This is a genomic window from Streptomyces sp. NPDC006643, from assembly GCF_042870175.1.
Taxonomy (GTDB): domain Bacteria; phylum Actinomycetota; class Actinomycetes; order Streptomycetales; family Streptomycetaceae; genus Streptomyces.
Window position 1 is genome coordinate 184,629 of sequence record NZ_JBIAHA010000010.1, and the last position, 23,208, is coordinate 207,836.

The 23,208-nt window shown below is 71.2% G+C and carries 20 protein-coding genes, 1 pseudogene and 1 riboswitch; of the genes and pseudogenes, 15 read left to right on the forward strand and 6 right to left on the reverse strand.

Annotation, left to right across the window (positions count from 1 at the left end):
* Nucleotides 1-105 precede the first annotated feature (105 nt).
* Nucleotides 106-1,398 carry an alginate lyase family protein gene (locus ACFYNU_RS16050; protein ID WP_356595026.1) on the forward strand — a complete coding sequence of 431 codons (1,293 nt, stop codon included), beginning with the start codon at nt 106-108 and terminating at the stop codon, nt 1,396-1,398.
* An 82-nt stretch (nt 1,399-1,480) separates the two neighbouring features.
* Here ACFYNU_RS16050 and ACFYNU_RS16055 read toward each other — a convergent pair whose 3' ends face one another.
* Nucleotides 1,481-2,722, reverse strand: a complete 1,242-nt coding sequence (locus ACFYNU_RS16055) for an MFS transporter (protein WP_356595024.1) — start codon at nt 2,720-2,722, stop codon at nt 1,481-1,483.
* A 138-nt stretch (nt 2,723-2,860) separates the two neighbouring features.
* Between ACFYNU_RS16055 and ACFYNU_RS16060 the strand changes: the two genes are divergently transcribed.
* Nucleotides 2,861-4,045: an ROK family transcriptional regulator gene (locus ACFYNU_RS16060; RefSeq protein ID WP_356595022.1), complete on the forward strand. Its 1,185-nt coding sequence runs from the start codon at nt 2,861-2,863 to the stop codon at nt 4,043-4,045.
* Nucleotides 4,046-4,241: 196 nt separating this feature from the next.
* Here the strand turns inward: ACFYNU_RS16060 and ACFYNU_RS16065 are convergent, their stop codons facing one another.
* On the reverse strand, nt 4,242-4,988 hold the full coding sequence (locus ACFYNU_RS16065; RefSeq protein ID WP_356595020.1) for an SDR family oxidoreductase: 747 nt from the start codon (nt 4,986-4,988) through the stop codon (nt 4,242-4,244).
* A gap of 179 nt (nt 4,989-5,167) precedes the next feature.
* A riboswitch (FMN riboswitch) is annotated at nt 5,168-5,298 on the forward strand.
* A gap of 173 nt (nt 5,299-5,471) precedes the next feature.
* On the opposite strand from ACFYNU_RS16065, the gene ribD reads away from it, so the two are divergent.
* From ribD to ACFYNU_RS16115, 10 genes and pseudogenes are all read left to right on the forward strand, one after another.
* Nucleotides 5,472-6,596 (forward strand): bifunctional diaminohydroxyphosphoribosylaminopyrimidine deaminase/5-amino-6-(5-phosphoribosylamino)uracil reductase RibD, encoded by a 1,125-nt coding sequence (gene ribD / locus ACFYNU_RS16070; RefSeq protein WP_356595066.1) that lies wholly within the window; start codon nt 5,472-5,474, stop codon nt 6,594-6,596.
* Nucleotides 6,597-7,214 (forward strand): riboflavin synthase, encoded by a 618-nt coding sequence (locus ACFYNU_RS16075; RefSeq protein WP_356595018.1) that lies wholly within the window; start codon nt 6,597-6,599, stop codon nt 7,212-7,214.
* 23 nt (nt 7,215-7,237) lie between these two features.
* On the forward strand, nt 7,238-7,879 hold the full coding sequence (locus tag ACFYNU_RS16080; protein ID WP_356595064.1) for a nicotinamide mononucleotide transporter family protein: 642 nt from the start codon (nt 7,238-7,240) through the stop codon (nt 7,877-7,879).
* Nucleotides 7,876-9,168 carry a bifunctional 3,4-dihydroxy-2-butanone-4-phosphate synthase/GTP cyclohydrolase II gene (locus ACFYNU_RS16085; RefSeq protein ID WP_356595016.1) on the forward strand — a complete coding sequence of 431 codons (1,293 nt, stop codon included), beginning with the start codon at nt 7,876-7,878 and terminating at the stop codon, nt 9,166-9,168. Before ACFYNU_RS16080 ends, ACFYNU_RS16085 begins: the two co-directional genes overlap by 4 nt.
* Nucleotides 9,169-9,221: 53 nt before the next feature.
* The gene (ribH, locus tag ACFYNU_RS16090; RefSeq protein ID WP_356595014.1) at nt 9,222-9,707 is read left to right on the forward strand and encodes a 6,7-dimethyl-8-ribityllumazine synthase; all 486 of its coding nucleotides are present in this window, start codon (nt 9,222-9,224) and stop codon (nt 9,705-9,707) included.
* A gap of 193 nt (nt 9,708-9,900) precedes the next feature.
* A complete protein-coding gene (locus ACFYNU_RS16095) occupies nt 9,901-10,173 on the forward strand; it encodes a phosphoribosyl-ATP diphosphatase (RefSeq protein ID WP_023543014.1) in 273 nt (90 codons plus the stop codon).
* 151 nt (nt 10,174-10,324) lie between these two features.
* Nucleotides 10,325-11,173 (forward strand): ATP phosphoribosyltransferase, encoded by an 849-nt coding sequence (gene hisG, locus ACFYNU_RS16100; RefSeq protein ID WP_356595011.1) that lies wholly within the window; start codon nt 10,325-10,327, stop codon nt 11,171-11,173.
* A gap of 14 nt (nt 11,174-11,187) precedes the next feature.
* Nucleotides 11,188-11,658 (forward strand): annotated as a pseudogene (locus ACFYNU_RS16105) (PH domain-containing protein); the annotation flags it as partial.
* Between the two features lie 261 nt (nt 11,659-11,919).
* On the forward strand, nt 11,920-13,386 hold the full coding sequence (locus ACFYNU_RS16110) for a hemolysin family protein (protein ID WP_356595007.1): 1,467 nt from the start codon (nt 11,920-11,922) through the stop codon (nt 13,384-13,386).
* Nucleotides 13,383-14,492, forward strand: coding sequence for a hemolysin family protein (locus ACFYNU_RS16115; protein ID WP_356595005.1), 1,110 nt, complete (start codon nt 13,383-13,385; stop codon nt 14,490-14,492). Before ACFYNU_RS16110 ends, ACFYNU_RS16115 begins: the two co-directional genes overlap by 4 nt.
* A gap of 81 nt (nt 14,493-14,573) precedes the next feature.
* Here the strand turns inward: ACFYNU_RS16115 and ACFYNU_RS16120 are convergent, their stop codons facing one another.
* Both ACFYNU_RS16120 and ACFYNU_RS16125 read right to left on the reverse strand, forming a co-directional pair.
* Complete coding sequence (locus ACFYNU_RS16120) at nt 14,574-16,493, reverse strand: AAA family ATPase (protein ID WP_356595003.1); 1,920 nt, start codon at nt 16,491-16,493, stop codon at nt 14,574-14,576.
* A gap of 363 nt (nt 16,494-16,856) precedes the next feature.
* Nucleotides 16,857-17,486, reverse strand: coding sequence for a hypothetical protein (locus ACFYNU_RS16125; RefSeq protein WP_356595001.1), 630 nt, complete (start codon nt 17,484-17,486; stop codon nt 16,857-16,859).
* A gap of 168 nt (nt 17,487-17,654) precedes the next feature.
* Here ACFYNU_RS16125 and ACFYNU_RS16130 point away from each other — a divergent pair, with 168 nt between their 5' ends.
* Together ACFYNU_RS16130 and ACFYNU_RS16135 are read left to right on the forward strand one after the other, a co-directional pair.
* Nucleotides 17,655-19,058: a peptidase C39 family protein gene (locus ACFYNU_RS16130; protein WP_356594999.1), complete on the forward strand. Its 1,404-nt coding sequence runs from the start codon at nt 17,655-17,657 to the stop codon at nt 19,056-19,058.
* A 164-nt stretch (nt 19,059-19,222) separates the two neighbouring features.
* The gene (locus tag ACFYNU_RS16135; protein WP_356594997.1) at nt 19,223-19,885 is read left to right on the forward strand and encodes a TetR/AcrR family transcriptional regulator; all 663 of its coding nucleotides are present in this window, start codon (nt 19,223-19,225) and stop codon (nt 19,883-19,885) included.
* 49 nt (nt 19,886-19,934) lie between these two features.
* Here the strand turns inward: ACFYNU_RS16135 and ACFYNU_RS16140 are convergent, their stop codons facing one another.
* Complete coding sequence (locus ACFYNU_RS16140) at nt 19,935-21,179, reverse strand: glycoside hydrolase family 18 protein (RefSeq protein ID WP_356594995.1); 1,245 nt, start codon at nt 21,177-21,179, stop codon at nt 19,935-19,937.
* Between the two features lie 332 nt (nt 21,180-21,511).
* On the opposite strand from ACFYNU_RS16140, the gene ACFYNU_RS16145 reads away from it, so the two are divergent.
* Entirely contained in the window at nt 21,512-22,684 is a 1,173-nt protein-coding gene (locus ACFYNU_RS16145; RefSeq protein WP_356594993.1) for an acyl-CoA dehydrogenase family protein, read from the forward strand.
* A gap of 78 nt (nt 22,685-22,762) precedes the next feature.
* On the opposite strand, the gene ACFYNU_RS16150 is transcribed toward ACFYNU_RS16145, so the two are convergent.
* Nucleotides 22,763-23,167, reverse strand: coding sequence for a hypothetical protein (locus tag ACFYNU_RS16150; protein WP_356594991.1), 405 nt, complete (start codon nt 23,165-23,167; stop codon nt 22,763-22,765).
* Between the last annotated feature and the right edge of the window lie 41 nt (nt 23,168-23,208).

Below are 23,208 nucleotides of genomic sequence, written 5' to 3' on the forward strand. Positions count from 1 at the left end.
TGAATCCGGTCCGAGGCATTGTCCGTTGGAGTCGGGTGCCTCTACGCTCACAGCTCGCACGGTCTTGTTCGTGAACATCATTCACATACATGATGGGAGTGCTCGATGAGGAGCAGAACCCGACGGCGTCTCGGCGCCCTGCTCGCGTCCTCGGCGGTCCTGGCCGCCGTCCTCGTACCCGCGACGTCCTCGTCCGCCGGTGAGGCCCGGCACGACAACGTCCGAAAGGCGCCCGCGACGGTCGTCATCGACGGGAAGCGCATGCAGGCGGCCAAGGCCCGTCTCGACCGGGGCGACCCCGCACTGCGCGGCACGCTGCGCCGGCTCACCGCCACCGCCGACACGTATCTGAACCAAGGCCCCTGGACCGTCACCGACAAGCCGAAGCCGGCCCCGAGCGGCGATCCGCACGACTACCTCAGCCAGGCCCCGTACTGGTGGCCGTCGCAGCCCAAGACCGAGGAGAATCCCTGGGGTTGCCCGTATGTCCAGCGCGACGGCGAGCGCAATCCCGAGGTCGACACGGGCACCGACCGCCCCGACATCGGCAAGGTCTTCAACTCCACCACCAGCCTGAGTCTCGCCTGGTACTACACGGGGAAGAAGAAGTACGCCGAGCACGCCGCCGACATCCTGCGCACCTGGTTCGTCGACCCGGCGACGCGGATGAACCCGAATCTGAACCACGGGCAGTTCATCCCGTGCAAGTACGACGGCCGGGCCATCGGGATCATTGATTTCTCCCAGCAGTACACGAGCGTGCTCGACGCGCTCGCGATCCTGGAGACCGGCGCCCCGGGCTGGACCAAGGCCGACCGCGCCGCGATGCGGGCCTGGAACGAGGACTTCCTCGACTGGCTCGTCAACTCTCCTTTCGGCAAGGAGGAGTCGGCCGCCCAGAACAACCACGGCACCTTCATGGACATGCAGGTCGCCGGTCTCGCGCTCGCCACCGGGGACAAGGCCCTCGCCCGCAAGGTCGTCAAGGACGCGCGGGCGAAGCGGATCGACACCCAGATCAAGGGTGACGGCACTCAGCCGCAGGAGCTGGCCCGCACCCGCAGTTATCACTACTCGACGTTCGCGCTGGTCGCCTACACCCGGCTCGCCGACATCGGCGGGCACGTCGGCGTGAATCTCTGGGACCACCGCGGGCCGGACGGCCAGAGCCTGTTCAAGGCCGTCGAGTATCTGCTGCCGGCGGCGACCGCGAGTGCCCCGTGGCCGCATCCGGAGCTGAAGTTCGACCGGTACGCGGCGAGTGACATCGTCCACGCGGCGGCCGACGCCGGAAGCAGGAAGGCGAAGGCGGCAGTGCCCCGGCTGGAGGAGCCGCCCCTCGGCGACCTCTGGGCGCTGCGGCCGGCCGCCGAACAGCTCGACTCGATCGCGCCCTGAGCGAGCGGAGGATCAGGCAGACGAACGGAAGAACGGAAGGGCGGACGGAATGCTCCGTCCGCCCTTCCGCCGCCCCCGCTCGTCAGTCGTTCTGTATGGAGGGTGTGGGCTTCGACACCCCGGTCCCCGCCTCCGCCGCCCCGTCCGCCGGAGCAGTCCGCCGGTCCCCGGTCCTCAGCACGCTCGCCCCCAGCACCAGCCCGAAGGCCAGCACCGTCACCAGACCGAAGGAGACCACCAGTGACGTCGCGTCGGCCACCGCCCCGATCGCCGAGGGGGCGATCAGCCCCGAGGTGTACGTGATGGTCGCGACGCCCGCGATGGCCTGGCTCGGGTTGGGTCCGCTGCGCCCGGCGGCGGCGAAGGCCAGCGGTACGACCACCGCCACCCCCAGTCCGACGAGGCCGAACCCGCCCATCGCGACGACCGGGTTGGGCGCGAAGACCACCAGCGCGCCGCCGAGTGTGGCGGAGAAGCCGCCCACCCTGACGCACCGCACGGCGCCGAAGCGGTCGACCACCCGGTCGCCGAGCAGCCGCGCGATCGCCATGGTGAGCGCGAACGCCGTGGTGGACGCGGCGGCCAGACCCGGGGACGTGTCCAGCACGTCCTCCAGATACACCGCCGACCAGTCGAGACTCGCGCCTTCGGCGAAGACCGCGCAGAAGCCGATGGCACCGATGAGCAGCGCGGACCTCGGCGGCAGCGCGAAGCGCGGCGGCGGCTCGTCGTCCGGCGTGCTGCGCAGATCCAGCACCCACCGGCAGGCGACCATGCCCGCGACCGTGAGCACGACGGCCGCGATCAGATGGTGCACGCGCGCGTCGCTGTCCATATGGGCGGCGAGCGTGCCGCCGGCGGAGCCGAGCAGCGCGCCCGTGCTCCACATGCCGTGCAGGCTGGACATGATCGACTTGTCGAGCCGGTTCTCGATCTCCACGCCGAGCGCGTTCATGGCCACGTCCGACATGCCCGAGGTGGCGCCGTACACGAACAGTGCCAGGCAGAGCGTCAGCAGATTGGGCGCGAGCGCGGGCAGTGTCAGCGAGAGTGTCCACAGCGCGAGCAGTCCGCGCAGCGCCGTACGCGCGCCGAAGCGGTGGCTGATCGCGCCGGCCAGCGGCATCGCGACGGAGGCGCCGATGGCGGGGAAGGCCAGCGCGAGGCCCAACTGCCCGGCGCTGAGCCCCGCGTGGTCCTGGATCCAGGGGATACGCGTCGCGAAACTGCCGGTGACGGAGCCGTGCACACAGAAGACGGCCGCCACGGCGAACCGTGCCTGGCGCAGTCGTTGTTTGTCGAAGACCGGTGGTCCAGTCGGCATTGCGTCTCGTCCTCCCCGTGCGGCGCGGTGACGCCGGTCCGGCCCTGTGGCGGTCGGGCAGTAAACTATCAGGAACCCTGCATGATAAATAGATGGCGCTGCCCGCGAGAGATCGCGGACATCTGGAAGGATCCAGGCATGGCCGCATCCCCGAGTACGGCTCGCGCCATCAACGACCGTCTCGCCCTGGAACTCCTCCAGGAAGAGGGCCCGTTGACGGCGGGACAGCTCAAGACACTCACCGGACTCTCCCGGCCCACCGTCGCCGACCTCGTGGAGCGGCTGCAAGGCTCCGGGCTGGTCAGGATCGTCGGCGAGACGGGCGGCGCACGCCGCGGCCCCAACGCGCGGCTGTACGGGCTGGTCGCCGACCGGGCGCATCTCGCGGCGCTCGACGTACGGACCCAGAGCGTCGCCGTCGTCGTCAGCGATCTCCTCGGCGCGACCCTCGCCGAAGCGGTGCTGCCCATCGGCAGCGACACCGGCATCGAACCGGCCGTCGAGGGCGCGGCGGCCCTGCTGGAGCGCACGGCCCACGAGGCGGGCGCCGTACGGCTGCACAGCGTCGGCATCGGCGCGCCCGGCCTGATCGACCCGGTGACCGGCGAGCTGCGCGAGACCAGCGGAATTCCCGCCTGGCACCGAAGACTTGTCGCCGCGCTCCAGGAACGCCTGCCCGCCACCGTCCTCGTGGAGAACGAGACCAATCTCGCCGCCGTCGCCGAACAGCGCGTCGGCGCCGCCCGCGACCAGGGCGCGGGCACCTTCGTCCTGCTGTGGCTCGGGCTCGGTGTGGGCGCCGCCCTCGTACTGGACGGCAAGGTCCGGCGCGGCGCCTCGGGCGGCGCCGGTGAGATCGGCTTCCTGCCGGTGCCCGGCACCTCGCAGCTGCCCTCGGCCACCGCCTGCGACGGCGGATTCCACACGCTCGCCGGCTCGGCGGCCATCTGCGAACTCGCCGAACGGCACGGCCTGTTCGCAGCCGCCGGCCCGCAGGAGCCCCCGGCGGCGGCCGTCGTACGCGCCGCCCGCACGGCCGGTGCGGCGGGCAATGCCTTCCTCGACGCCCTCGCCGGTCGCCTCGCGGTCGGCGCCGCCGCCATCAGCGCCGTACTCGACCCGGGCCGGGTGGTCCTGGGCGGCGAGGTCGGGCACGCGGGCGGCAGGGACCTGGCCTCCCGCGTCGAGGCCCGGCTGGCGGAGATGTCCCCCCTCCGTACGGAGGTGGTGGCGAGCCCGCTGGGCGGCGCGGCCGTGCTGCGGGGAGCGCTGCTGACGGCGCGCGACGCGGCCCAGGACGACCTCTTCGCGCCACCCGTCTGATCGGGTCGGGCGCTCCGATCACCCCGGCCGGTCCGGCCGGCGCCCTCGGTGCCCTCGGTGCCCTCGGTGCAATCGGTGCGGTCCGTCCGTCCGGTGCGGTCCGGTCGTGTGACGGGCGCCGAGGGGAGGCATCGGCCGGCCGGAATGTCACATGTTCATGAATTCACTGACGTCCCCCGTGCTCCCTCCGGGCTCCTCACATCTTCCGCGTCGCCAGGAAATCGTCGAACGTCTCCTTGCCCACGGCCCGTTCGGGCGCCAGCTGATCACCCCGGCGATAGCTCGCGTACGCCTTCCCGAACAGCGGCATCGGCAGCACCCGACGCTTGTGACCCGTCGCCCGCAGATAGGAGTCGGCCAACTCCCGCACGGTCCGGATCTCGGGACCGCCGACATCGGGAACCCGCCCCGACGGCGGGCGCGTGGCCAGGTCCGCCAGCCGGGACGCGACCTCCGCCGAGCCGACCGGCTGAAGCCGCACCTCCGCGGGCAGCAGCGCCGCGACCGGCAGTTTTGTCGCGCCCTCCAGCATCCGCAGCACAAGATCGTGGAACTGGGTCGTGCGCAGAATGGTCCAGCCGAGCCCCGAGTCCTCGATCATCCGCTCCACGATCCGCTTGGTCCGGTGGTAACCGAGCGGCAAGCGATCGACCCCGACGATCGAGACATAGAGGAGATGCGGAATCTTCGCGCGTACGGCCGACTCGACCAGATGCGCCGCCGCCCGGTCGTCACCGCCGCGCGGCGACGAGGCGCAGTGGACGACCACCTCCACACCTCTTAAGGCCGCGTCGAGACCCCTGCTGTCGTCGTCGCGCAGATCGACGGCGTACGGCTCTGAACTGCGGCTCAGCGCGCGGACGGTGTGCCCGTCCGTGCGCAGCCGGTCCACGACCTGTCTGCCGAGTGTTCCCGTACCGCCGGTCACGAGGATTGTTGCCATGGCCCAAGCCTGCCAGCGTGTGACGCACCGGGAGACGACAGGGTACGAGCCCGTGTCGAAGCCGTACGGCCGGCCCACCGCTCGTGGCGTCGCCGCCCGGCCACCGTCTGTGAGTCAGCGCACACACCTGGCCCTGATGGCCGGCGATCAGGCGTGGCACACTGGTTCCGTACCAGCAGCAGCGCACTCCGGGGTCGGTGCAATTCCGAACCGGCGGTTACAGTCCGCGACCCGACCGCTTCCAGCGGCCGGTTGACCAGGTGAAACTCCTGGACCGACGGTGAAAGTCCGGATGGGAGGCAGTGCGCGGCGGGCCGTCATCGGTACGCCGTCGTCGGCGGATCGTCCTTGGACGATTCGTTCCCTCGGCCTCGGCGTTCCCCTGTGCGTGTCCCGTTTCTCTGTCGTCATCGACAGGCCCCGGAGTCCGTGCCCCAGAGGCAGGAGGACCCGGTGGCCACCACCACGGCCGACATCGACGCCATGCGTCGAGCCATCGCGCTCGCCGCCCGCGCGCTCGGCGCCACCAGCCCCAACCCGGTCGTCGGATGCGTGATCCTCGACGCCTCGGGCCGGGACGCCGGTGAGGGTTTCCACTGGCGGGCCGGCGGTCCGCACGCCGAGATCCACGCCCTGCGCGCGGCCGGCGACCGGGCCCGCGGCGGCACCGCCTACGTCACCCTCGAACCGTGCGACCACACCGGCCGTACCGGCCCCTGCGCACAGGCGCTGATCGAGGCCGGGATCGCCCGGGTCGTGTACGCGGTCGGCGACCCGAATCCGCAGGCCACCGGGGGCGCCGACACCCTGCGGGCGGCCGGCGTCCAGGTCGAGTCGGGACTGCTCGCCGAGGAGGCCGAGGCCGGCAACGCCGCCTGGCTCACCTCCGTACGCCTCGGCCGCCCCTACGTCCTGTGGAAGTACGCCGCCACGCTCGACGGCCGGATCGCGGCGGCCGACGCCACCAGCCGCTGGATCACCTCCGCCGAGTCCCGCGCCGACGTCCACCGGCTGCGCGCCGAGGCCGACGCCGTCGTCGTCGGCTCGGGCACCGCGCGCGCCGACGACCCGCACCTCGCGGTCCGCGGCGTCGACGGCGCCGTCCAGCCGCTGCGGGTCGTCGTGGACAGCGAAGCCACCGCCGTACGGCCCGGGGCGCGCGTCCTGGACGGCGCCGCGCCCACGCTGATCGCCGTCGCCGACGACGCGGACACCACGCACCTCAAGGCCGCCGGGCCCGGCGACGAGCCGGTGGACGTCGTACGACTGCCGCGCGCCGAGCGTGGACTGTCCGTCCCCGCCCTGCTCGCCGAACTGCACACCCGCGGCGTCCGCTCCGTACTCCTCGAAGGCGGCCCGACGCTGGCCGGTGCCTTCGTCGCCGCCGGGGCCGTCGACAAGGTCGTCGGCTATCTCGCGCCGGTCCTGCTGGGCGCCGGCCCCGCCGCCCTGGGCGACGCCGGAATCACCACCATCGCGCGGGCGTTGCGTCTGCGGATGACCGAGACCGTACGGGTCGGCCCCGACCTCCGCGTCACCGCGACACCCGAACAGGGCCCGGCCGACAGCACCACCACCGCTGTTCCCACTTCCCACAAGGAGCGTTGAGTGTTCACCGGAATCGTCGAAGAACTGGGTGAGGTCACCGCCGTCGAGAACCTCGGCGACTCCTCCCGCTTCCGGCTGCGCGGCCCCGTCGTCACCGAGGGCGCGAAACACGGTGACTCGATCGCCGTCAACGGCGTCTGCCTCACCGTGGTCGACCTCGCCGAGGGCGAGTTCACCGCCGATGTGATGGCCGAGACGCTGAACCGCTCCAGCCTCGGCGCGCTCGTGCCGGGCTCACGCGTCAATCTGGAGCGGCCCATGGCCGTCGGCGGCCGGCTCGGCGGCCATATCGTGCAGGGCCATGTCGACGGCACCGGCACGGTCGTGGAGCGCGAGGCGTCCGAGCACTGGGAGATCGTCACCGTCTCGCTGCCCGCCGGCCTCACCCGCTACGTGGTCGAGAAGGGCTCCATCACCGTCGACGGTGTGAGCCTCACGGTGGTCGACGCCGCACCCGACCACTTCACCATCAGCCTCATCCCCACCACCCTCGCGCTGACCACACTCGGCATCAAGCAGCCCGGCGACCCGGTCAACCTGGAGGTCGACGTCATCGCCAAGTACGTGGAGCGGCTGATGACTTCCGGCGCCCACGACACGCAGGGGCCGGTCCGGTGAGCGCGCTGCCCTCGTGGCTGGACATGCCGTGGCTGAACGCGGAGGCGTTCACCGCCTTCGGCCAGCACATCATGTGGTCCGACATGATCGGCAACACCATCGGCCTGATCGCCCTCGCGCTCGGCTGGCGACGCTCGATCCTGACCTGGCCCGCGCAGTTCCTGTCCGGCGTCATCCTCGTCACGGCCTATGCCTCGGCGCAGCTCAGCGGCGGCGTCGGCAAGCAACTCCTCGTCATCGGCGTGGCGTTGTGGGGCTGGCGGATGTGGCAGCGCGGCCGTCAGCAGGCGCAGGACGGCACGATCGCCGTACGGTTCGCCACCTGGCCCGAACGCTGGCTGCTCCTCGGCGGCACCGCCGTCGGCACCCTCGCCGTCGGCGGCATCTTCACCGCCGTGCCCGAACTGTCCTGGAACCCCTGGCCCGACGCGTACATCTTCGTCGGCACCCTCGCCGCGATGGTCGCCCAGGCACGCGGTCTGGTCGAGTTCTGGTTCGCCTGGCTCCTGGTCGACCTCGTCGGCGTACCGCTCGCGTTCAGCAGCGGACTCGCCTTCTCCGGATTCGTGTACGTCGTCTACCTCGGCCTCGTCCTGTGGGGGCTGCGCGACTGGTGGCTGCGCACCCGGCCCGCCGCCCCGGCTCTGGAAGGAGCAGCAGCATGACCGCACAACCCACCTGGTACTCCACCGACAACATCGAGGACTTCGCCCTCGACCCCGTGGAGCGGGCGATCATGGACATCGCGGCGGGCCGCCCCGTCGTGGTCGTCGACGACGAGGACCGTGAGAACGAGGGCGACCTCGTCATCGCCGCCGAGAAGGCGACGCCCGAGATCGTCGCCTTCATGATGAGCGAGTGCCGCGGACTGATCTGCGCCCCCATGGAGGGCGCGGAGCTGGACCGGCTGGAACTGCCGCAGATGGTCGACCACAACACCGAGTCGATGCGGACCGCGTTCACCGTCTCCGTCGACGCGGGACCGGCCCACGGCGTCACCACCGGCATCTCGGCCGCCGACCGCGCCACCACGCTGCGGCTGCTCGCCGCCGGCGACGTGGCCGGACCCGGCGACTTCGTCCGGCCCGGCCATGTCTTCCCGCTGCGCGCCAAGCCGGGCGGGGTGCTCGTACGCAACGGCCACACCGAGGCTGCGGTCGATCTGGCGCGGCTGGCGGGGCTGCGTCCCGCCGGGGCGATCGTCGAGATCGCGGGCGAGGACGGGGTGATGCTGCGGCTGCCGGAGCTGATCCCGTTCGCGCGCAAGCACGGACTGACGATCATCTCCATCGAGGACCTGATCGCCTACCGGCGTACGGCGGAGCCCACCGTCCGCCGCGAGGCCGAGGTCCATCTGCCCACGGCGTACGGCGAGTTCACCGCGTACGGCTATCGCTCCACCGTCGACGGCGTCGAGCATGTCGCCCTCGTCCACGGCGACATCGGCGACGGCACCGACGTGCTCGTCCGGGTCCACTCCGAATGCCTGACCGGCGACATCTTCTCCTCGCAGCGCTGCGACTGCGGCCCGCAGCTCCAGGCCTCCATGCGGCGCGTCACCGAGGCCGGCCGGGGCGTCGTCGTCTATCTGCGCGGCCATGAGGGGCGCGGCATCGGACTGCTGTCCAAGCTGCGCGCGTACGAACTCCAGGAGCGCGGGCGCGACACCCTCGACGCCAACCTCGAACTCGGCCTGCCCGCCGACGCGCGGGACTACGCGGCCGGGGCGCGGATCCTCGACGACCTCGGGGTGCGCAGCCTGCGGCTGATGACCAACAACCCCGACAAGGTCGACGCGTTGAGGCGGCACGGCCTTGAGGTGACCGCGCGCGAGCCCATGCCCGTCCAGGCGGGGGAGCACAACCTGCGGTACCTGCGCACCAAGCGGGACCGGATGGGGCACGAACTGCCCTGGCTCGACCCGGCGGCCACATCGGCCTGCGGCAACCAGTAACCACCACACACGACACGCGCTACCCATCGGCACACCGGAACAACAGGAGAGACATGAGCGGCAAGGGTGCACCCGAACTGTCCGTCCGCAACTGCGGCGACCTGCGGGTGGCGGTCATCGCGGCCCTCTGGCACGAGCAGGTGATGGACGGGCTCGTCGACGGCGCCCTGCGCGCCCTGCGCGAACTGGGCATCGACGAGCCGACCCTGCTCAGGGTCCCCGGCAGCTTCGAACTGCCCGTCGTCGCCAAGGTCCTCGCCGACCGCGGCTACGACGCCGTCGTCGCCCTCGGCGTCGTCATCCGGGGCGGGACGCCCCACTTCGACTACGTGTGCCAGGGCGTCACCCAGGGTCTGACGAAGGTTTCGATCGACACCGGCGTACCGATCGGCTTCGGCGTTCTGACCTGCGACACCGAGGAACAGGCGCTGGACCGGGCGGGACTCGCGACCTCCCGCGAGGACAAGGGCCACGAGGCCGTCACCGCCGCCGTCGCCACGGCGGCCACCTTGCGCACCGTCGCCGAACCCTGGCGCTGACGGCCGCGCCGGACCGCGTAGGCTGGGGGCGTCTTGTGGATCAGGCCGGATCAGCGAGCGGGGTCTGGTGCTGGATCGCAAGGCGGAGGAGGGAGGCATGGCGGAGCCATGCCGACCGACGACAACGCGGCGAGGCACGGTGCCAGGGGCCGCGAGCCCGGCAAGATCCACAAGACACCCCCTAGGCCTCACCATGCCGAAGAAGACGTTCGAGGAGCTCTTCGCCGAGCTTCAGCAGAAGGCCGCCACGGGCGACCCCAGCACCTCCCGCACCGCCGAACTGGTGGACAAGGGAGTGCATGCCATCGGTAAGAAGGTCGTCGAAGAGGCCGCCGAGGTGTGGATGGCGGCCGAGTACGAGGGCCCCGAAGCCACCGCCGAGGAGATCTCCCAGCTGCTGTACCACGTCCAGGTGATGATGGTCGCGCGCGGGATCTCGCTCGACGACGTCTACGCCCATCTGTGAGCACGGCCCTCGGCGACGTATCAACCCCACGACCCGCTCCACGACTTCACCACACGACTCCACGGCTTCACGGCCCCGGGCGCAGCGGCGCGTCCGGACGCCGCCCGCCCACGGTTCCCCGCTGTCACGCATAGGTAAGGAAGCGACTCCCATGCTGCGTATCGCCGTCCCCAACAAGGGTTCACTCTCCGGGGCAGCGTCGGCGATGCTGCATGAGGCCGGCTACCAGCAGCGCAAGGAGTCCAAGGAACTCGTCCTGGTCGACCCCGAGAACGAGGTCGAGTTCTTCTACCTCCGCCCGCGCGACATCGCGATCTATGTGAGTTCGGGCCGGCTCGACATCGGCATCACCGGACGGGACCTGCTGCTCGACTCGGGCGCGGACGCCGAGGAGATCCTGCCCCTCGGCTTCGCCCGCTCCACCTTCCGCTTCGCGGCGAAGCCCGGCACGGCCAACTCCGTCGCCGACTTCGCCGGGCTGACGATCGCCACCTCCTACGAAGGCGTCGTCGTCAAGTACCTCGCCGACAAGGGCGTGGACGCCTCCGTCGTCCACCTGGACGGCGCCGTCGAGACCGCCATCGAACTGGGCGTCGCGCAGCTCATCGCGGACGTGGTGGAGACCGGCACCTCGATGCGCAACGCCGGACTGGAAGTCATCGGCGAGCCGATCATGAAGTCCGAGGCGATCGTCATCCGCCGCAACGGGGCGGAGACCGACGAACCGAAGGTCCAGCAGTTCCTGCGCCGCCTCCAGGGCGTCCTGGTCGCGCGCACCTACGTGATGATGGATTACGACTGCCGCGCCGAGCACCTGGAGCGAGCCGTCGCGCTGACACCCGGCCTTGAGTCGCCGACCGTCTCCCCGCTGCACAACGAGGGCTGGGTCGCCGTCCGCGCGATGGTCCCCGCCAGGGAGGCGCAGCGAATCATGGACGATCTGTACGAGCTGGGTGCCCGCGCCATCCTCACCACGGCCATCCACGCCTGCCGCCTGTGAAGGACTCACCCCTGATGACCGTGCCGGCCGCCCGCCCCGCGCTCCCCGATCCGCCCGCCCTGCCGGTGACGTTCCGGCCGAACGGCACCCGGGCCGTCCTGCTCTCCGTCGGGACGCTCATGCTCGTCGTCATCACGGCCATGTCCGTGACGCTGGAGAAGCTGAACGCGGGGGAGCGGGTCAGCTTCATCTTTGTCGCGCTGCTCTTCTTCGGTGTGCTCTGCCTGCTGAGCCGCCCCAAGGTTGTCGCCGACGACACGGGCGTCACCGTCGTCAATCTCACCCGCGTCCGGCGGCTGGAGTGGCCGGAGATCCTGCGCGTCAATCTGCGGGCCGGCGACCCATGGGTCTTCCTCGATCTCAGCGACGGCACCAGCCTGCCCGTGCTCGGCATCCAGCCCGGGATCGCCAAGCAGAAGGCCGTACGCGACGCGCGGGCCCTGCGCGCCCTCGTGGAGTCGCGCGGCGTCGGCAAGGACACCGCGACGACCCCGACGGAGGCGGCGGCCGACCCGGCGACGGACAGCGCCACCGACCGCGCCACGGACAACGGACCCGCGTGAACATTGCGGTCGTCGTCCCAGTGGCTACCCTGGGGGTCGGTGACGCCAAGTGCGCCCCGCCCCGCATCCGACGGCCGTGAGTACCGGCCCGCGGGGCACCCTGCGACCCGAGGAGTGACTCCCTCCAGCAATGGACGGATCATCCGGTAGTACCCGCGCCGCCGCCTTCGAAGAGGCGGCGGCATGACCATCCCCCTTCTGCTGCTCGCCGCGGCATTCCTTCTCATCCTCGCCAACGGATTCTTCGTGGCGGCCGAGTTCGGTCTCGTGACCGTGGACCGGCCGGACGCCGAGCGCGCCGCCGCGGCGGGCGACCGCCGCGCCCGCGCCGTCGTCCGGGCCCTGCGGGAGCTGTCCTTCCAGCTCTCCGGCACCCAGCTCGGCATCACCATCACCTCCCTCGTCGTCGGCATGCTGGCCGAGCCCGCGCTCGCCCAGCTGCTCGACGGCCCGCTCACGGCCACCGGCCTCCCCGAGGGCGCCGTGTCCGGCGTCGCCGTGGTGATCGGCGTGCTGCTCGCCTCCGCCGTCCAGATGGTCATCGGCGAACTCGTGCCGAAGAACTGGGCGGTGTCCCGGCCGTTGCAGGTCGCGCGCTTCGTCGCGGGACCGCAGCATCTGTTCGCCACCGTCTTCCGGCCCGTCATCACCCTGCTCAACACGGTGGCCAACCGGCTGGTGCGGCTGTTCGGCGTCGAACCGACCGACGAGCTGGCCTCGGCCCGTACCCCCGGTGAGCTGGTCTCGCTGGCCAGGCACTCCGCGCTGGCCGGCGCGCTCGAACAGGACACGGCGGACCTGTTTGTACGGACCCTGTCCCTCGGCCATCTCACCGCGCAGCACGTCATGACCCCCCGCGTGAAGGTCATAGCCCTCCAGTCGGACGCCACCGCGGCCGACGTGCTCAACCTGACCCGGGCCACCGGTCTGTCCCGCTTCCCCGTCTACCGGGAGCGCATCGACGAGATCGTCGGCATGGCCCATCTCAAGGACGCGCTCGCCGTCCCCGCGCACGAGCGTCGGCGTGTACCGGTCGGCCGGATCTCCGTACCGGCCCAGCTCGTACCCGAGACGGTGCCCGTGCAGCAGCTCCTGGAGCGGCTGCGCAACGAGCAGCCCATCGCCGTGGTCGTGGACGAGTACGGCGGTACGGCCGGGGTCGTCACCCTTGAGGACATCGTCGAGGAACTGGTCGGCGAGGTCCTCGACGAGCACGACAGCGCGGGCGACGGGCGGCCGGAACTGGTCTCCGTGCCCACCGACGACGGGCGTCCGACCTGGGACGCCGAGGGCAGCTGCCGGGTGCTCAGCCTCCACCGGATAGGACTCGAAGTCCCGGACGGGCCGTACGAGACGGTGGCGGGCCTGATCGCCGATCTGCTGGGCCGGATCCCCGCACCGGGCGACCGCGCGGAGCTGCCCGGCTGGCGGCTCTCCGTCCGGCAGGTCGGGCGCTACCGGGCCGAGCGGGTCCGGCTGGTGCGCACGGGCGATGTCCCGGCCACCGGCGTACGGGCCCCCGTACCGTCCCGGCAGCCCGCCACGGTCGAGGTCCAGGTCCCGGCCACTCCGGCAGCCGCTCCGGCCCCGGCTCCTGCCGCTCCGGCCACGACGGCAGCCGCCCCGGCGCAGGCGGAGGCGGCCCGGTGAGCGTCCTCCAGCTTCTCTTCGCCGTCCTGCTCGTCCTCGCCAACGGATTCTTCGTCGGCGCCGAGTTCGCGCTCGTCTCCGTACGGCGCAGCCAGATCGAGCCGCTGGCCGCCCAGGGATCGGCACGCGCCAGACAGGTGCTGCACGGTCTGGAGAATCTTCCGCAGATGATGGCCGCCGCGCAGTTCGGCATCACCATCTGCTCCCTGACGCTCGGCGCGGTCGCCGAGCCCACCGTGGCGCACCTCCTGGAACCGATCTTCCACGCCGCCCATGTGCCCGAAGGTCTCATTCACCCGCTGGGCTTCTTCATCGCCCTCGCCCTGGTCGTCTTCCTGCACCTCGTCATCGGCGAGATGGTCCCGAAGAATCTCGCCATGGCGGCACCGGAGAAGACCGCGATCTGGCTCAGCCCCGGCCTCGTCGGCTTCGCCCGGCTCTGCCGCCCCGTCACCGCCGCCCTCGGTGCCTGCGCCACGCTCGTCCTGCGCGCCTTCGGTGTCGAACCGAAGGACGAGGTGGAGGCCGTCTTCACCAGTGAACAGCTCAACCGTCTCGTGGAGGACTCCGGCCAGGCCGGCCTCCTCGAACCGGCGGAGCAGGAGCGCCTGGAGGACGCCCTGGAGCTGGGCTCCCGGCCGGTCACCGACGTCCTGCTCACCCGGGCCGGACTGGTGACGGTGACGCCCGCCGTCACGCCACGCGAGATCGAGGAGCTGACCGTGCGCACCGGTTTCTCCCGCTTCCCGGTCTGCGCCGACAACACCGGGGTCTTCATGGGGTACGTGCACGTCAAGGACGTACTCGATCTGGAGGAGCGGGAGCGCGCCGTACCGCAGCACGTCTGGCGGCCGATGACGACGCTGCGCGCCGAACTGCCGCTGGACGACGCCCTCACCGTCATGCGCCGCGCCGCCACACACCTCGCGCAGGTCGCCGACGCGTCCGGCCGGGTGCTGGGGCTCGTCGCGCTGGAGGACGTACTGGAAATGCTCGTCGGTGAGGTACGGGACCCGTCCCACCGGGAGGCGACGCGGCCGGTGCCGCTGCGCACCGGCGGTACGGGGGGTCCGCCCGATCCGTCGGACCAGGTCCTCGCACACTGAGCGCGCCGGTTCCCGGGCGTCCGCCGTCCGGGAACCGGCCGGACCGTCCCGTTCGGCATCCCACCGGATGGGCCGGACCGATCAGAGCGCCGGGGGATCCACCGGCCCGCGCCCCCGGTCCACCGGGCCCCGGCCGGACAGCACCTCGCCGTACGCCTGCATCAGATCCGGCAGCCGCAGCGTGGCCAGATCGTCCCGTCCCGGGGTGGTCGGATAGCCGGAGAGCCGCAGGTCTCGGTACGCGCAGCTCTTCTCGTACAGCGTCCGCAGGAAGCGGCCGTTGCCCAGCTCGTCGATCCACCCCTGGTCGACCACATGCCCGCTGATACTGCGCAGTTCGTCCAGGGCCTCCTCGTCCCACACGTCGTCGTTCTCGGCGGCCAGCACCTCACCGATCGCGGTCAGCTCCAGGGGCCGGTAGCTGGGAAAGTCGACGCGCGTCGTGAAGCGGGAGGAGAGACCGGGGTTGGTGGCGAGCAGCCGGTCCATGCCCTCCGGATAGCCGGCGAGTATCACCACGAGATGGTTGCGGTTGTCCTCGGCGCGCTTGAGCAGCACCTGAAGGGCCTCGTCGCCGTAGGCGTCGCCCTTGCTGTAACCGGAGTTGGCGAGGCTGTACGCCTCGTCGACGAACAGCACACCGCCGATCGCCGAGTCGATCAGTTCGTTCGCCTTCACCGCCGTCTGACCCAGGAACTCGCCCACCAGATCGGCCCGTTGGGCCTCGACCAGATGGTCTCCGCCGAGCAGTCCCAGCGCGTAGAAGACCCGGCCGAGGATGCGCGCGACGGTCGTCTTGCCCGTGCCCGAGGGGCCGGAGAAGACGAAATGACGCTTGGGGGGTTGTACGGGCAGCCCCTGGCCCGCGCGTAACCGCGCCATGTTGAGCTGCGCGGACAACGCCTTGACCTGCCGCTTGACCGGCTCCAGACCGACCATCCGCTCCAGCTCCGCCAGTGCCTCGGCGAGCAGGACCGGATCCGTGGGGCGGTCCGGGAACTGCGGAGGAACGGGCTGCGCCGGTACGCCGGCCTTCTCCCGTATCCCGTCCGCCGGATCGGCCGCGTCCACCGGGTTCACGGGACCACCCACCCCGTACGGCGGCTGCGCGTCGACGCCCGGCCGTGGATCGGTGCCCTGCGGATAGTCGCCGTCGGCCACCGCGTCCGCCACGTCCTGGCCGAAGCCGGCCAGCGCCACGGAGGCCAGTCCGGCCGACTCGTCCGCCCCGTCGTACCCGTCGGAATCGGTGATCGCCGCGAGCCGGGCGGCGGTGTCCATGAAGGTGGGGTCGATACGGTGCACGGCCCGGTACAGGGGCAGCGCGGCGGCGCTGCGCCCGGTGCCCTCGTGCGCGCGGGCCAGCCAGTAGCGCAGCTCCTTGCGCTGCGGCTGCTCGCTGCGACATCGCATCAGCGAGGTCGAGAGCAGCGGCTCGGCCTGGCCGTACATCTCCAGCCGGACGCGTGCCATCCCGCCGAAGAGACCCGCCTCGATGCCCAACAGCGGGTCGTTGACGAGGGATTCGGTGTGGCGCACCAACTGGTCCCAGTCCTTGACCAGATAGGCGCGGCAGGCGTGCAGGAAGCGCACGTGCGGATCGGCGTCCACGGGCGGCAGCCCGGCGAGCGCCCGGTCCAGTTCGGGCACGTGCCGGCCGTCGAGCCAGTGCGAGGCGTGCGCGAGCAGCAGATCGCGCCGGCTCTCCAGCACGGGCTGCACCCACCAGCCCAGCCAGTACCAGGAGTTGAGGGTGCGGCGGTGGCGGGAGCGCTGCTCGCCGAAGCGGTCACGGTGGCGGTACATGTGCAGCAGTGCGGTCGTGGTGTCGACGCGCAGCGCGTGCAACCCGAGCCAGCCGTCGGCCATTCCGGGATCGAGCCGTACGGCCTCCCGGAACTCCTCCTCCGCCTGTGGATACGCCCCCATCGTGTAGGCGTCCACACCACGCACCCACGCGAGATCGGCCGGGGCCCCAGCGCCCTGCGTGCCGATGTCCATCAGGCCCCCCACAAACCATGACCCCGTGATGTCCCGCCGGGCAGGCGCCCGTCGGCAGAGCGTGCTGAACCACCTTGTCGTGCACGGGAATTGACCCCACCAGGAAGCATCGTACCTGCGTAGAGGGTGCGCGACTAAGGGCGCAGTCGGCCCGCACACACCGGTGACCCAGGGTGATCGCTGAGTGAGCGGCGGCGCCGGAGAGACGGCCGAGAGGGCAGAACGAAGCCCCCGATCACGGGGGAACAACCGGGGGCTCCGCGTCTGCGGCGGCTCCGAAAAGCCGCACATTGAGAACGTAAGACCTGTCCCGCCCCTTGGTCAAGCCGAGTTGAGGCACCTTCGAGGCTGATTTCCGACTGCTCAGTACGGAGGCAACGACCCGTCACCGTGGGTGATGGGTCCATCCTGTGGCGCGGTCGCAGGAGTTCCGGGCAGCCACTTGTATCCCTCCTGCCACTCACGCACCAGCGCATCGGCGAACGGACGCGACGGATCAGCCGGGAAATGGCGCGTCTCCGCCCGCGTCCAGCCGTCCCAGAAGGCCGAAAGACTCGATCCGTCGCGCACGCGGCCCCGTTGCCAGGACTCCTCGGCGCCGCGGTCCATCCACAACAGGCGGGCGAGCCACGGCCGCACCGCCGCCCGGCCCGCGCCCACCCCCTCGATCAGGACAACCGGCGCGGGAGGCAGCGGGCGGGGCGCACGGAAGCACCGCGAGGTCCAGTCGTACGGCGCGTACCGCGCGGTCGCGCCGCGCGAGAGCGGTCCGAGCACATCGTCGGCGAGCCGGTCCGTCCAGTCGAAGAACGCGTCATGCGTGGCCAGGTCGTCCAGCCGCAGCACGGGCGCCCCGCCGAGCGCGGCGGCGAGCCGTGACGCGAAGGTGCTCTTGCCGGAACCGGCGTGGCCGTCGATCGCGACCAGCCGTACCGGGCCGCAGGAGGGCGGCAGCGCGCGCAGGGTCATGGCGGCTTCCGTGAGGTCGTCCACCCGGCCAGCCTATGCGCGGGGGGAGCGGGGCACCTCCGGCGCCGGGGGATGTCACTGGTGGAGACCAATATTGGTCCGGCGACGCGATACGAATCTCTGGCCGAAGGCGTTCGGGACCCGCGATAGTTGACGAACTGTTGTGCACCCGACCACTGACCCGGGGGTCCCATGAACAACCCAGCTCCGTCCCGGAACAGCCCGGCGTCGCGCCGTACGGTGCTCGCCACCGCCCTCGCCGCGGCCGGCGCGGGCGCGCTCTCCGCCGCCGCGCCCGCCCTCGCGACCACTCCCTCCGCACCGGCCGCCCGCACCGGCCCGTCGGCCGCCCACCGCCGTGCGAGCACCCAGGTGGACAACCGGTTCTGGACCTCGGCCACCGACTGGCGCGGCGGTACGGGCAACGGCACCAAGGTCCTGACGGGCAGCCGGCCGGGACTGGTGATCGCCACCCCCGCCGGCCGCACCGACTACGCCGACCCGCACACGGGGCGGACCAGCACCTGGGAGTACGCGACCTGGACCTCGCCCGTCCACCGCTCCACGGTCCCGGCCACCGAGGCGATCGCCTCCTGGAACGCCGACACCCCCGCGGGCACCTGGATCCAGACCGAGCTGCGCGGCACCTACTCCGACGGCAAGGCGACGCCCTGGTATGTGATGGGCCGTTGGGCGGCCGGCGACGGTGACATCCACCGCACGTCCGTCGACGACCAGACGGACGACCGCAGCAGCGTCTGGACCGACACCTTCGCCATCGACGACCCGGCGAGCGGTCTGCGGCTGGCGTCGTACCAGCTGCGCCTCACGCTCCACCGCAAGCCGGGCACGACGCTCACGCCCACGGTCCACCGGGTCGGCGCGATGGCGTCGGACGTCCCGGACCGGTTCACCGTCCCGGCGGCCGAGCACGTCGTGGCGCGCGAGCTGACCGTGCCGCGCTACTCGCAGAACACCCACGTCGGCCAGTACCCCGAGTACGACAACGGCGGCGAGGCCTGGTGCAGCCCCACCTCCTCGCAGATGATCATCGAGTACTGGGGCCGGAAGCCCAGCGCCGCCGACCTCGCGTGGGTGAATCCGGCCTTCGCCGATCCCCAGGTCTGCCACGCGGCGCGGTTCACCTTCGACTACCAGTACGACGGCTGCGGCAACTGGCCGTTCAACGCGGCGTACGCGTCGAGCTACCGGGAGATGAACGCCGTCGTCACCCGGCTCGGCTCGCTCACCGACGTCGAGCGGCTCATCCGCGCGGGCATCCCGGTCATAACGTCACAGTCGTTCCTGGAGAAGGAGCTGACCGGCGCGGGCTACGGCACCTCCGGCCATCTGATGACCGTGATCGGCTTCACGGCGGACGGCGACGTGATCGCGAACGACCCGGCCTCGCCGAGCAACACGGCCGTACGGCGGATCTACAAGCGCCGCGAGTGGGAGAACATCTGGCTCCGGACGAAGCGCTACAACGCCTCCGGCGCGGTGACCTCGGGCACCGGCGGCGTCTGCTACCTCTACTGGCCGGTGGAGCCCACCGCCGCCCAGCGGAACGCGCTGGCGGCCGTCGGCGTGCGCTGAGCCGTCGGACGGGCACGGGCGGCGCCGGGGACATGAGACACGATCCCCGGCGCCGCCCGCGTGCGCGGGGTGAGTCGATCACCGCGACGGCCGGGCCCGGCCCCTGACAGGCGGTCTGCAATACTGCGGATCTCCTGTGACAGCCGAGACTGGGAAGCGCGGACTTGAACACCAGGCAGCAGCGTGGCGAGAGTGAGCGGGCGCAGTTGCGCCGCTCCGAACTCATCGCCACCGGCCGGAAGTTGTTCGCCGACACGTCGTACGACGCCCTGTCGATGGATGACATCGCCCAGCACGCCGGTGTCGCCAAGGGGCTTATCTACTACTACTTCAAGAACAAACGTGGCTACTACCTCGCCATCATCGAGGACTCGGTGATGGAGCTGGTCTCGCTCGCGTCGGGCGGGGTCGACCTGCCGAACACCCAGCGGGTCCAGCGCACCGTCGAGGCGTATCTCCGGTTCGCCGAGTTCAACGAGGCCGCCTACCGCACGATCATCACGGGCGGCGTCGGCTTCGACACCCAGGTGCAGGCGATCCGCGACGCGGTGCGTACGGGACTGGTCTCCACCGTCGCCGAGGGCGCCTACGGCCGCGCGGACATCCCGCCGATCGCCAGACTCGCCCTGCTGGGCTGGCTCAGCAGCGTCGAGTGGCTGACCCTCGAATGGCTGGATCACCGCGAGGAGCTGACGCGGGAGATCCCGCGCGATCTGCTGGTGCGGATGCTGCGTCACACGTTCGACACGATCGAGGAGTTCGCGCCGGAGTGCCCGGCCCCGCCGCCGGACCCGGACTTCCGCCCGTACACCGGCCGCGAGGCCTGACACCGCGAGGTCCGGCGCCGCGAGACCTGGCGCCGCGAGACCTGACCTGCTAGTTGATCGCCTTGATCAGCTCACCGTCGGTCGTGTCGCCGCTCAGCTCCCAGAAGAAGGTGCCTCCCAGGCCCTGCTCGTTCTTGTAGTCCATCTTGGTGCCGATGGTCGCCGGGGTGTCGTAGCTCCACCAGTTGCTGCCGCAGTGCGCGTACGCCGTACCGGCCACGGTGCCGTTGGCCGGGCAGGTGTTCTTCAGGACCTTGTAGTCCTCGATACCCGCCTCGTACGTGCCGGGGGCCGCCCCCGTCGCGCTGCCGCCCGGCTCCGCCTGGGTGACGCCGGTCCAGCCACGACCGTAGAAGCCGATGCCGAGCAGCAGCTTCTCCGCCGGAACGCCCTTGGCCTTCAGCTTGGTGATCGCCGCGTCGGAGTTGAAGCCCTCCTGCGGGATGCCCGGGTACGACGTCAGCGGCGAGTGCGGGGCCGTCGGGCCCTGCGCCGCGAACGCGCCGAAGAAGTCGTACGTCATCGGCAGGTACCAGTCGAGGTACTGGGCCGCCGCGCCGTAGTCCGTGGCGTCGATCTTGCCGCCCTCGGACGCGTCGGCCGTGATCGCCGCCGTGACGAGACTGTCGCCGCCGAATTCGGTACGGAGCGCCGACACCATGTTCGTGAACGCGTCGGGCCCGCTGGTGTCACAGGTCAGACCGCAGGCGTTCGGATACTCCCAGTCGATGTCGATGCCGTCGAAGACATCGGCCCAGCGCGGGTCCTCGACCAGGTCGTGGCAGGACTTGGCGAAGGCCGCCGGGTTCTTCGCCGCCTCACCGAACCCGCCCGACCAGGACCAGCCGCCGAACGACCAGATCACCTTGAGGCCGGGGTGCAGCGCCTTGAGCTTGCGGAGCTGGTTGAAGTTGCCGCGCAGCGGCTGGTCCCAGGTGTCGGCGGCCCCGTCGACGCTCTGGTCGGCGGTGTAGGCCTTCTCGTAGTCGGCGAAGGCGTCACCGATGGTGCACTTGCCGCCCTGGACGTTGCCGAACGCGTAGTTGATGTGTGTCAGCTTGTCCGCCGACCCGGAGGTCTGAATGTTCTTGACGTGGTAATTCCGGTCGTAGACACCCCAGTTGGCGAAGTATCCGATGACCTTCTCGCCGGCGGCTGTGGGGGCCGCCGGAGCCTTCTCCTGATCCGCGGCGGCGGTACCGGCGCCGGCGAGCAGGGATACGCCGAGAACGGCCGTACAGGCCGCTGCGACGAGCGCCCGGAAACGGGCGCGGGGACGGTGCGGTCCGAGCATGAGGTCTCCTCGTGGGGAGGGAGATCGAGATCCATGACGTCGACTTGGCATGGACGCGAAATGTGTTCACGGGGACGGTAGAAGGACTAGACCAGTGGGTCAATGGTGCGGACCAACTTCCCGGCTGACGTCCCGTGACTGCACCCCCGCCGATCAGGCATACTCAACGCGCCACAGCCGCAGGTCAGCCCCTCCCGTGATCCGGGAGGGCACCATCGGCTGGGCAGTATTCCTGTCCGGGGGCACCCCCGGGCCTCGACCCGACCGGCGGTCGCCGCCACACCCAGCGTGCGCACCCGTCGTAGCGTCCCGACAGGGAGGAGAGCGCCGCCATGTCCGACCGCGCCCCGCGAACGGTGGAACGTCAACTGCCCACCGAGGAGTCCAAGGACCTGCTCACACTCGTACGCGACATCATCGAGCGGGAGATCGTCCCGAGCGCGGCCGAAGAGGAGGAGACGGGGCACTTCCCCCGGCAGACCTTCTCCCTCCTCTCCGAATCGGGACTGCTCGGACTGCCGTACGACTCCGAACTCGGCGGCGGCGACCAGCCGTACGAGGTCTACCTCCAGGTCCTCGAAGAACTGGCCGCGGCCCGGCTCACCGTCGGCCTCGGCGTCAGCGTCCACTCCCTGGCCTGCCACGCCCTCGCCTCGTACGGCACCCCCGAACAGCAGGCCGCCCACCTCCCCGCCATGCTGGGCGGCGGTCTGCTCGGCGCGTACTGCCTCTCCGAGCCCGCGTCCGGCTCCGACGCCGCCTCACTGCGCACCAAGGCCGTCAGGGACGGCGACGACTGGCTGATCACCGGCACCAAGGCCTGGATCACCCACGGCGGCGTCGCCGACTTCTACACCGTGCTCGCGCGCACCGGCGGCGAGGGCGCCGGCGGCATCTCGGCGTTCCTCGTGCCCGGCGGCGCCGACGGGCTGGTCGCCGCAGCGCCTGAGAAGAAGATGGGCATGAAGGGCTCGCCCACCGCCCAACTCCACTTCGACGGCGTCCGGGTCGGCGACGACCGGCGGATCGGCGACGAGGGCCAGGGCTTCGCGATCGCCCTCTCCGCGCTCGACTCGGGCCGGCTCGGGATCGCGGCCTGCGCCGTGGGTGTCGCCCAGGCCGCCCTCGACGGGGCCGTGGAGTACGCGACGGGACGCCGGCAGTTCGGCCGCCCCATCGCCGACTTCCAAGGGCTGCGCTTCATGCTCGCCGACATGGCCACCCGGGTCGAGGCGGGGCGCGCCCTGTATCTCGCGGCGGCGCGACTGCGGGACGCCGGCCTGCCGTTCTCCCGGCAGGCCGCCATGGCGAAGCTGTTCTGCACGGACGCGGCGATGCAGGTGACCACGGACGCCGTACAGGTACTCGGCGGCTACGGCTACACCGCCGACTTCCCCGTGGAGCGCTACATGCGCGAGGCGAAGGTGCTCCAGATCGTCGAAGGCACCAACCAGATCCAGCGCATGGTGATCGCCCGTCATCTCGCGGGCCCCGAGACCCGCTGACCCCCGTCCGCCGTACCGGTCCCGTCCGTCAGCTGTCACCAACCGGCGGACGGGTCAGGCGGATTGACGAACCGTGCGTCAGGCGGCGTGCCGACGCAGGTGCGGCAGCGGGAACTTGACGGGCCGTGACGTCGGGCCGCCCGCGTGGGAGAACGGCTGGGTGCGCCAGTCCAGGCCCTGGGGAAGCGTCAGCAGCAGAGCGGTGTCCTGCTCCTGCGCGTCGAGCGACTCGTCGGCCGCCCCGGCCTCCGTGGCCGAACGGCCCGTACCCGCGCACACGGTGAGCACGAACGGGTTCCACGGGCTGGGGCACAGCGCGTGCTCCGGCAGGACGTCCTCGTCCGCCAGCAGCGCGATCGGCTGGGAGCAGTCCGGGCACACGACCCGGAACATCTCGAAGGTGTCGTACAGGTCGAGCTCATCGGCCTCGACGGAATCAACGGGCTCCGGTTCGATACGGCCGGCGCGCTTCAGGCTCTGCATTCAGGCACTCCCCCTCGGGTGGGCCGACAGCCACGTGCGGC

What these genes read in the sequence shown, in the direction of transcription:
- ACFYNU_RS16065 (WP_356595020.1), bottom strand. Translation starts at nt 4,988, where the DNA reads ATGGCAACAATCCTCGTGACCGGCGGTACGGGAACACTCGGCAGACAG.
- ribH (WP_356595014.1), top strand. Translation starts at nt 9,222, where the DNA reads ATGAGCGGCAAGGGTGCACCCGAACTGTCCGTCCGCAACTGCGGCGAC.
- ACFYNU_RS16120 (WP_356595003.1), bottom strand. Translation starts at nt 16,493, where the DNA reads ATGGACATCGGCACGCAGGGCGCTGGGGCCCCGGCCGATCTCGCGTGG.
- ACFYNU_RS16085 (WP_356595016.1), top strand. Translation starts at nt 7,876, where the DNA reads ATGACCGCACAACCCACCTGGTACTCCACCGACAACATCGAGGACTTC.
- ACFYNU_RS16130 (WP_356594999.1), top strand. Translation starts at nt 17,655, where the DNA reads ATGAACAACCCAGCTCCGTCCCGGAACAGCCCGGCGTCGCGCCGTACG.
- ACFYNU_RS16050 (WP_356595026.1), top strand. Translation starts at nt 106, where the DNA reads ATGAGGAGCAGAACCCGACGGCGTCTCGGCGCCCTGCTCGCGTCCTCG.
- hisG (WP_356595011.1), top strand. Translation starts at nt 10,325, where the DNA reads ATGCTGCGTATCGCCGTCCCCAACAAGGGTTCACTCTCCGGGGCAGCG.
- ACFYNU_RS16060 (WP_356595022.1), top strand. Translation starts at nt 2,861, where the DNA reads ATGGCCGCATCCCCGAGTACGGCTCGCGCCATCAACGACCGTCTCGCC.
- ACFYNU_RS16140 (WP_356594995.1), bottom strand. Translation starts at nt 21,179, where the DNA reads ATGCTCGGACCGCACCGTCCCCGCGCCCGTTTCCGGGCGCTCGTCGCA.
- ribD (WP_356595066.1), top strand. Translation starts at nt 5,472, where the DNA reads ATGCGTCGAGCCATCGCGCTCGCCGCCCGCGCGCTCGGCGCCACCAGC.
- ACFYNU_RS16150 (WP_356594991.1), bottom strand. Translation starts at nt 23,167, where the DNA reads ATGCAGAGCCTGAAGCGCGCCGGCCGTATCGAACCGGAGCCCGTTGAT.
- ACFYNU_RS16055 (WP_356595024.1), bottom strand. Translation starts at nt 2,722, where the DNA reads ATGCCGACTGGACCACCGGTCTTCGACAAACAACGACTGCGCCAGGCA.
- ACFYNU_RS16095 (WP_023543014.1), top strand. Translation starts at nt 9,901, where the DNA reads ATGCCGAAGAAGACGTTCGAGGAGCTCTTCGCCGAGCTTCAGCAGAAG.
- ACFYNU_RS16110 (WP_356595007.1), top strand. Translation starts at nt 11,920, where the DNA reads ATGACCATCCCCCTTCTGCTGCTCGCCGCGGCATTCCTTCTCATCCTC.
- ACFYNU_RS16145 (WP_356594993.1), top strand. Translation starts at nt 21,512, where the DNA reads ATGTCCGACCGCGCCCCGCGAACGGTGGAACGTCAACTGCCCACCGAG.
- ACFYNU_RS16080 (WP_356595064.1), top strand. Translation starts at nt 7,238, where the DNA reads ATGCCGTGGCTGAACGCGGAGGCGTTCACCGCCTTCGGCCAGCACATC.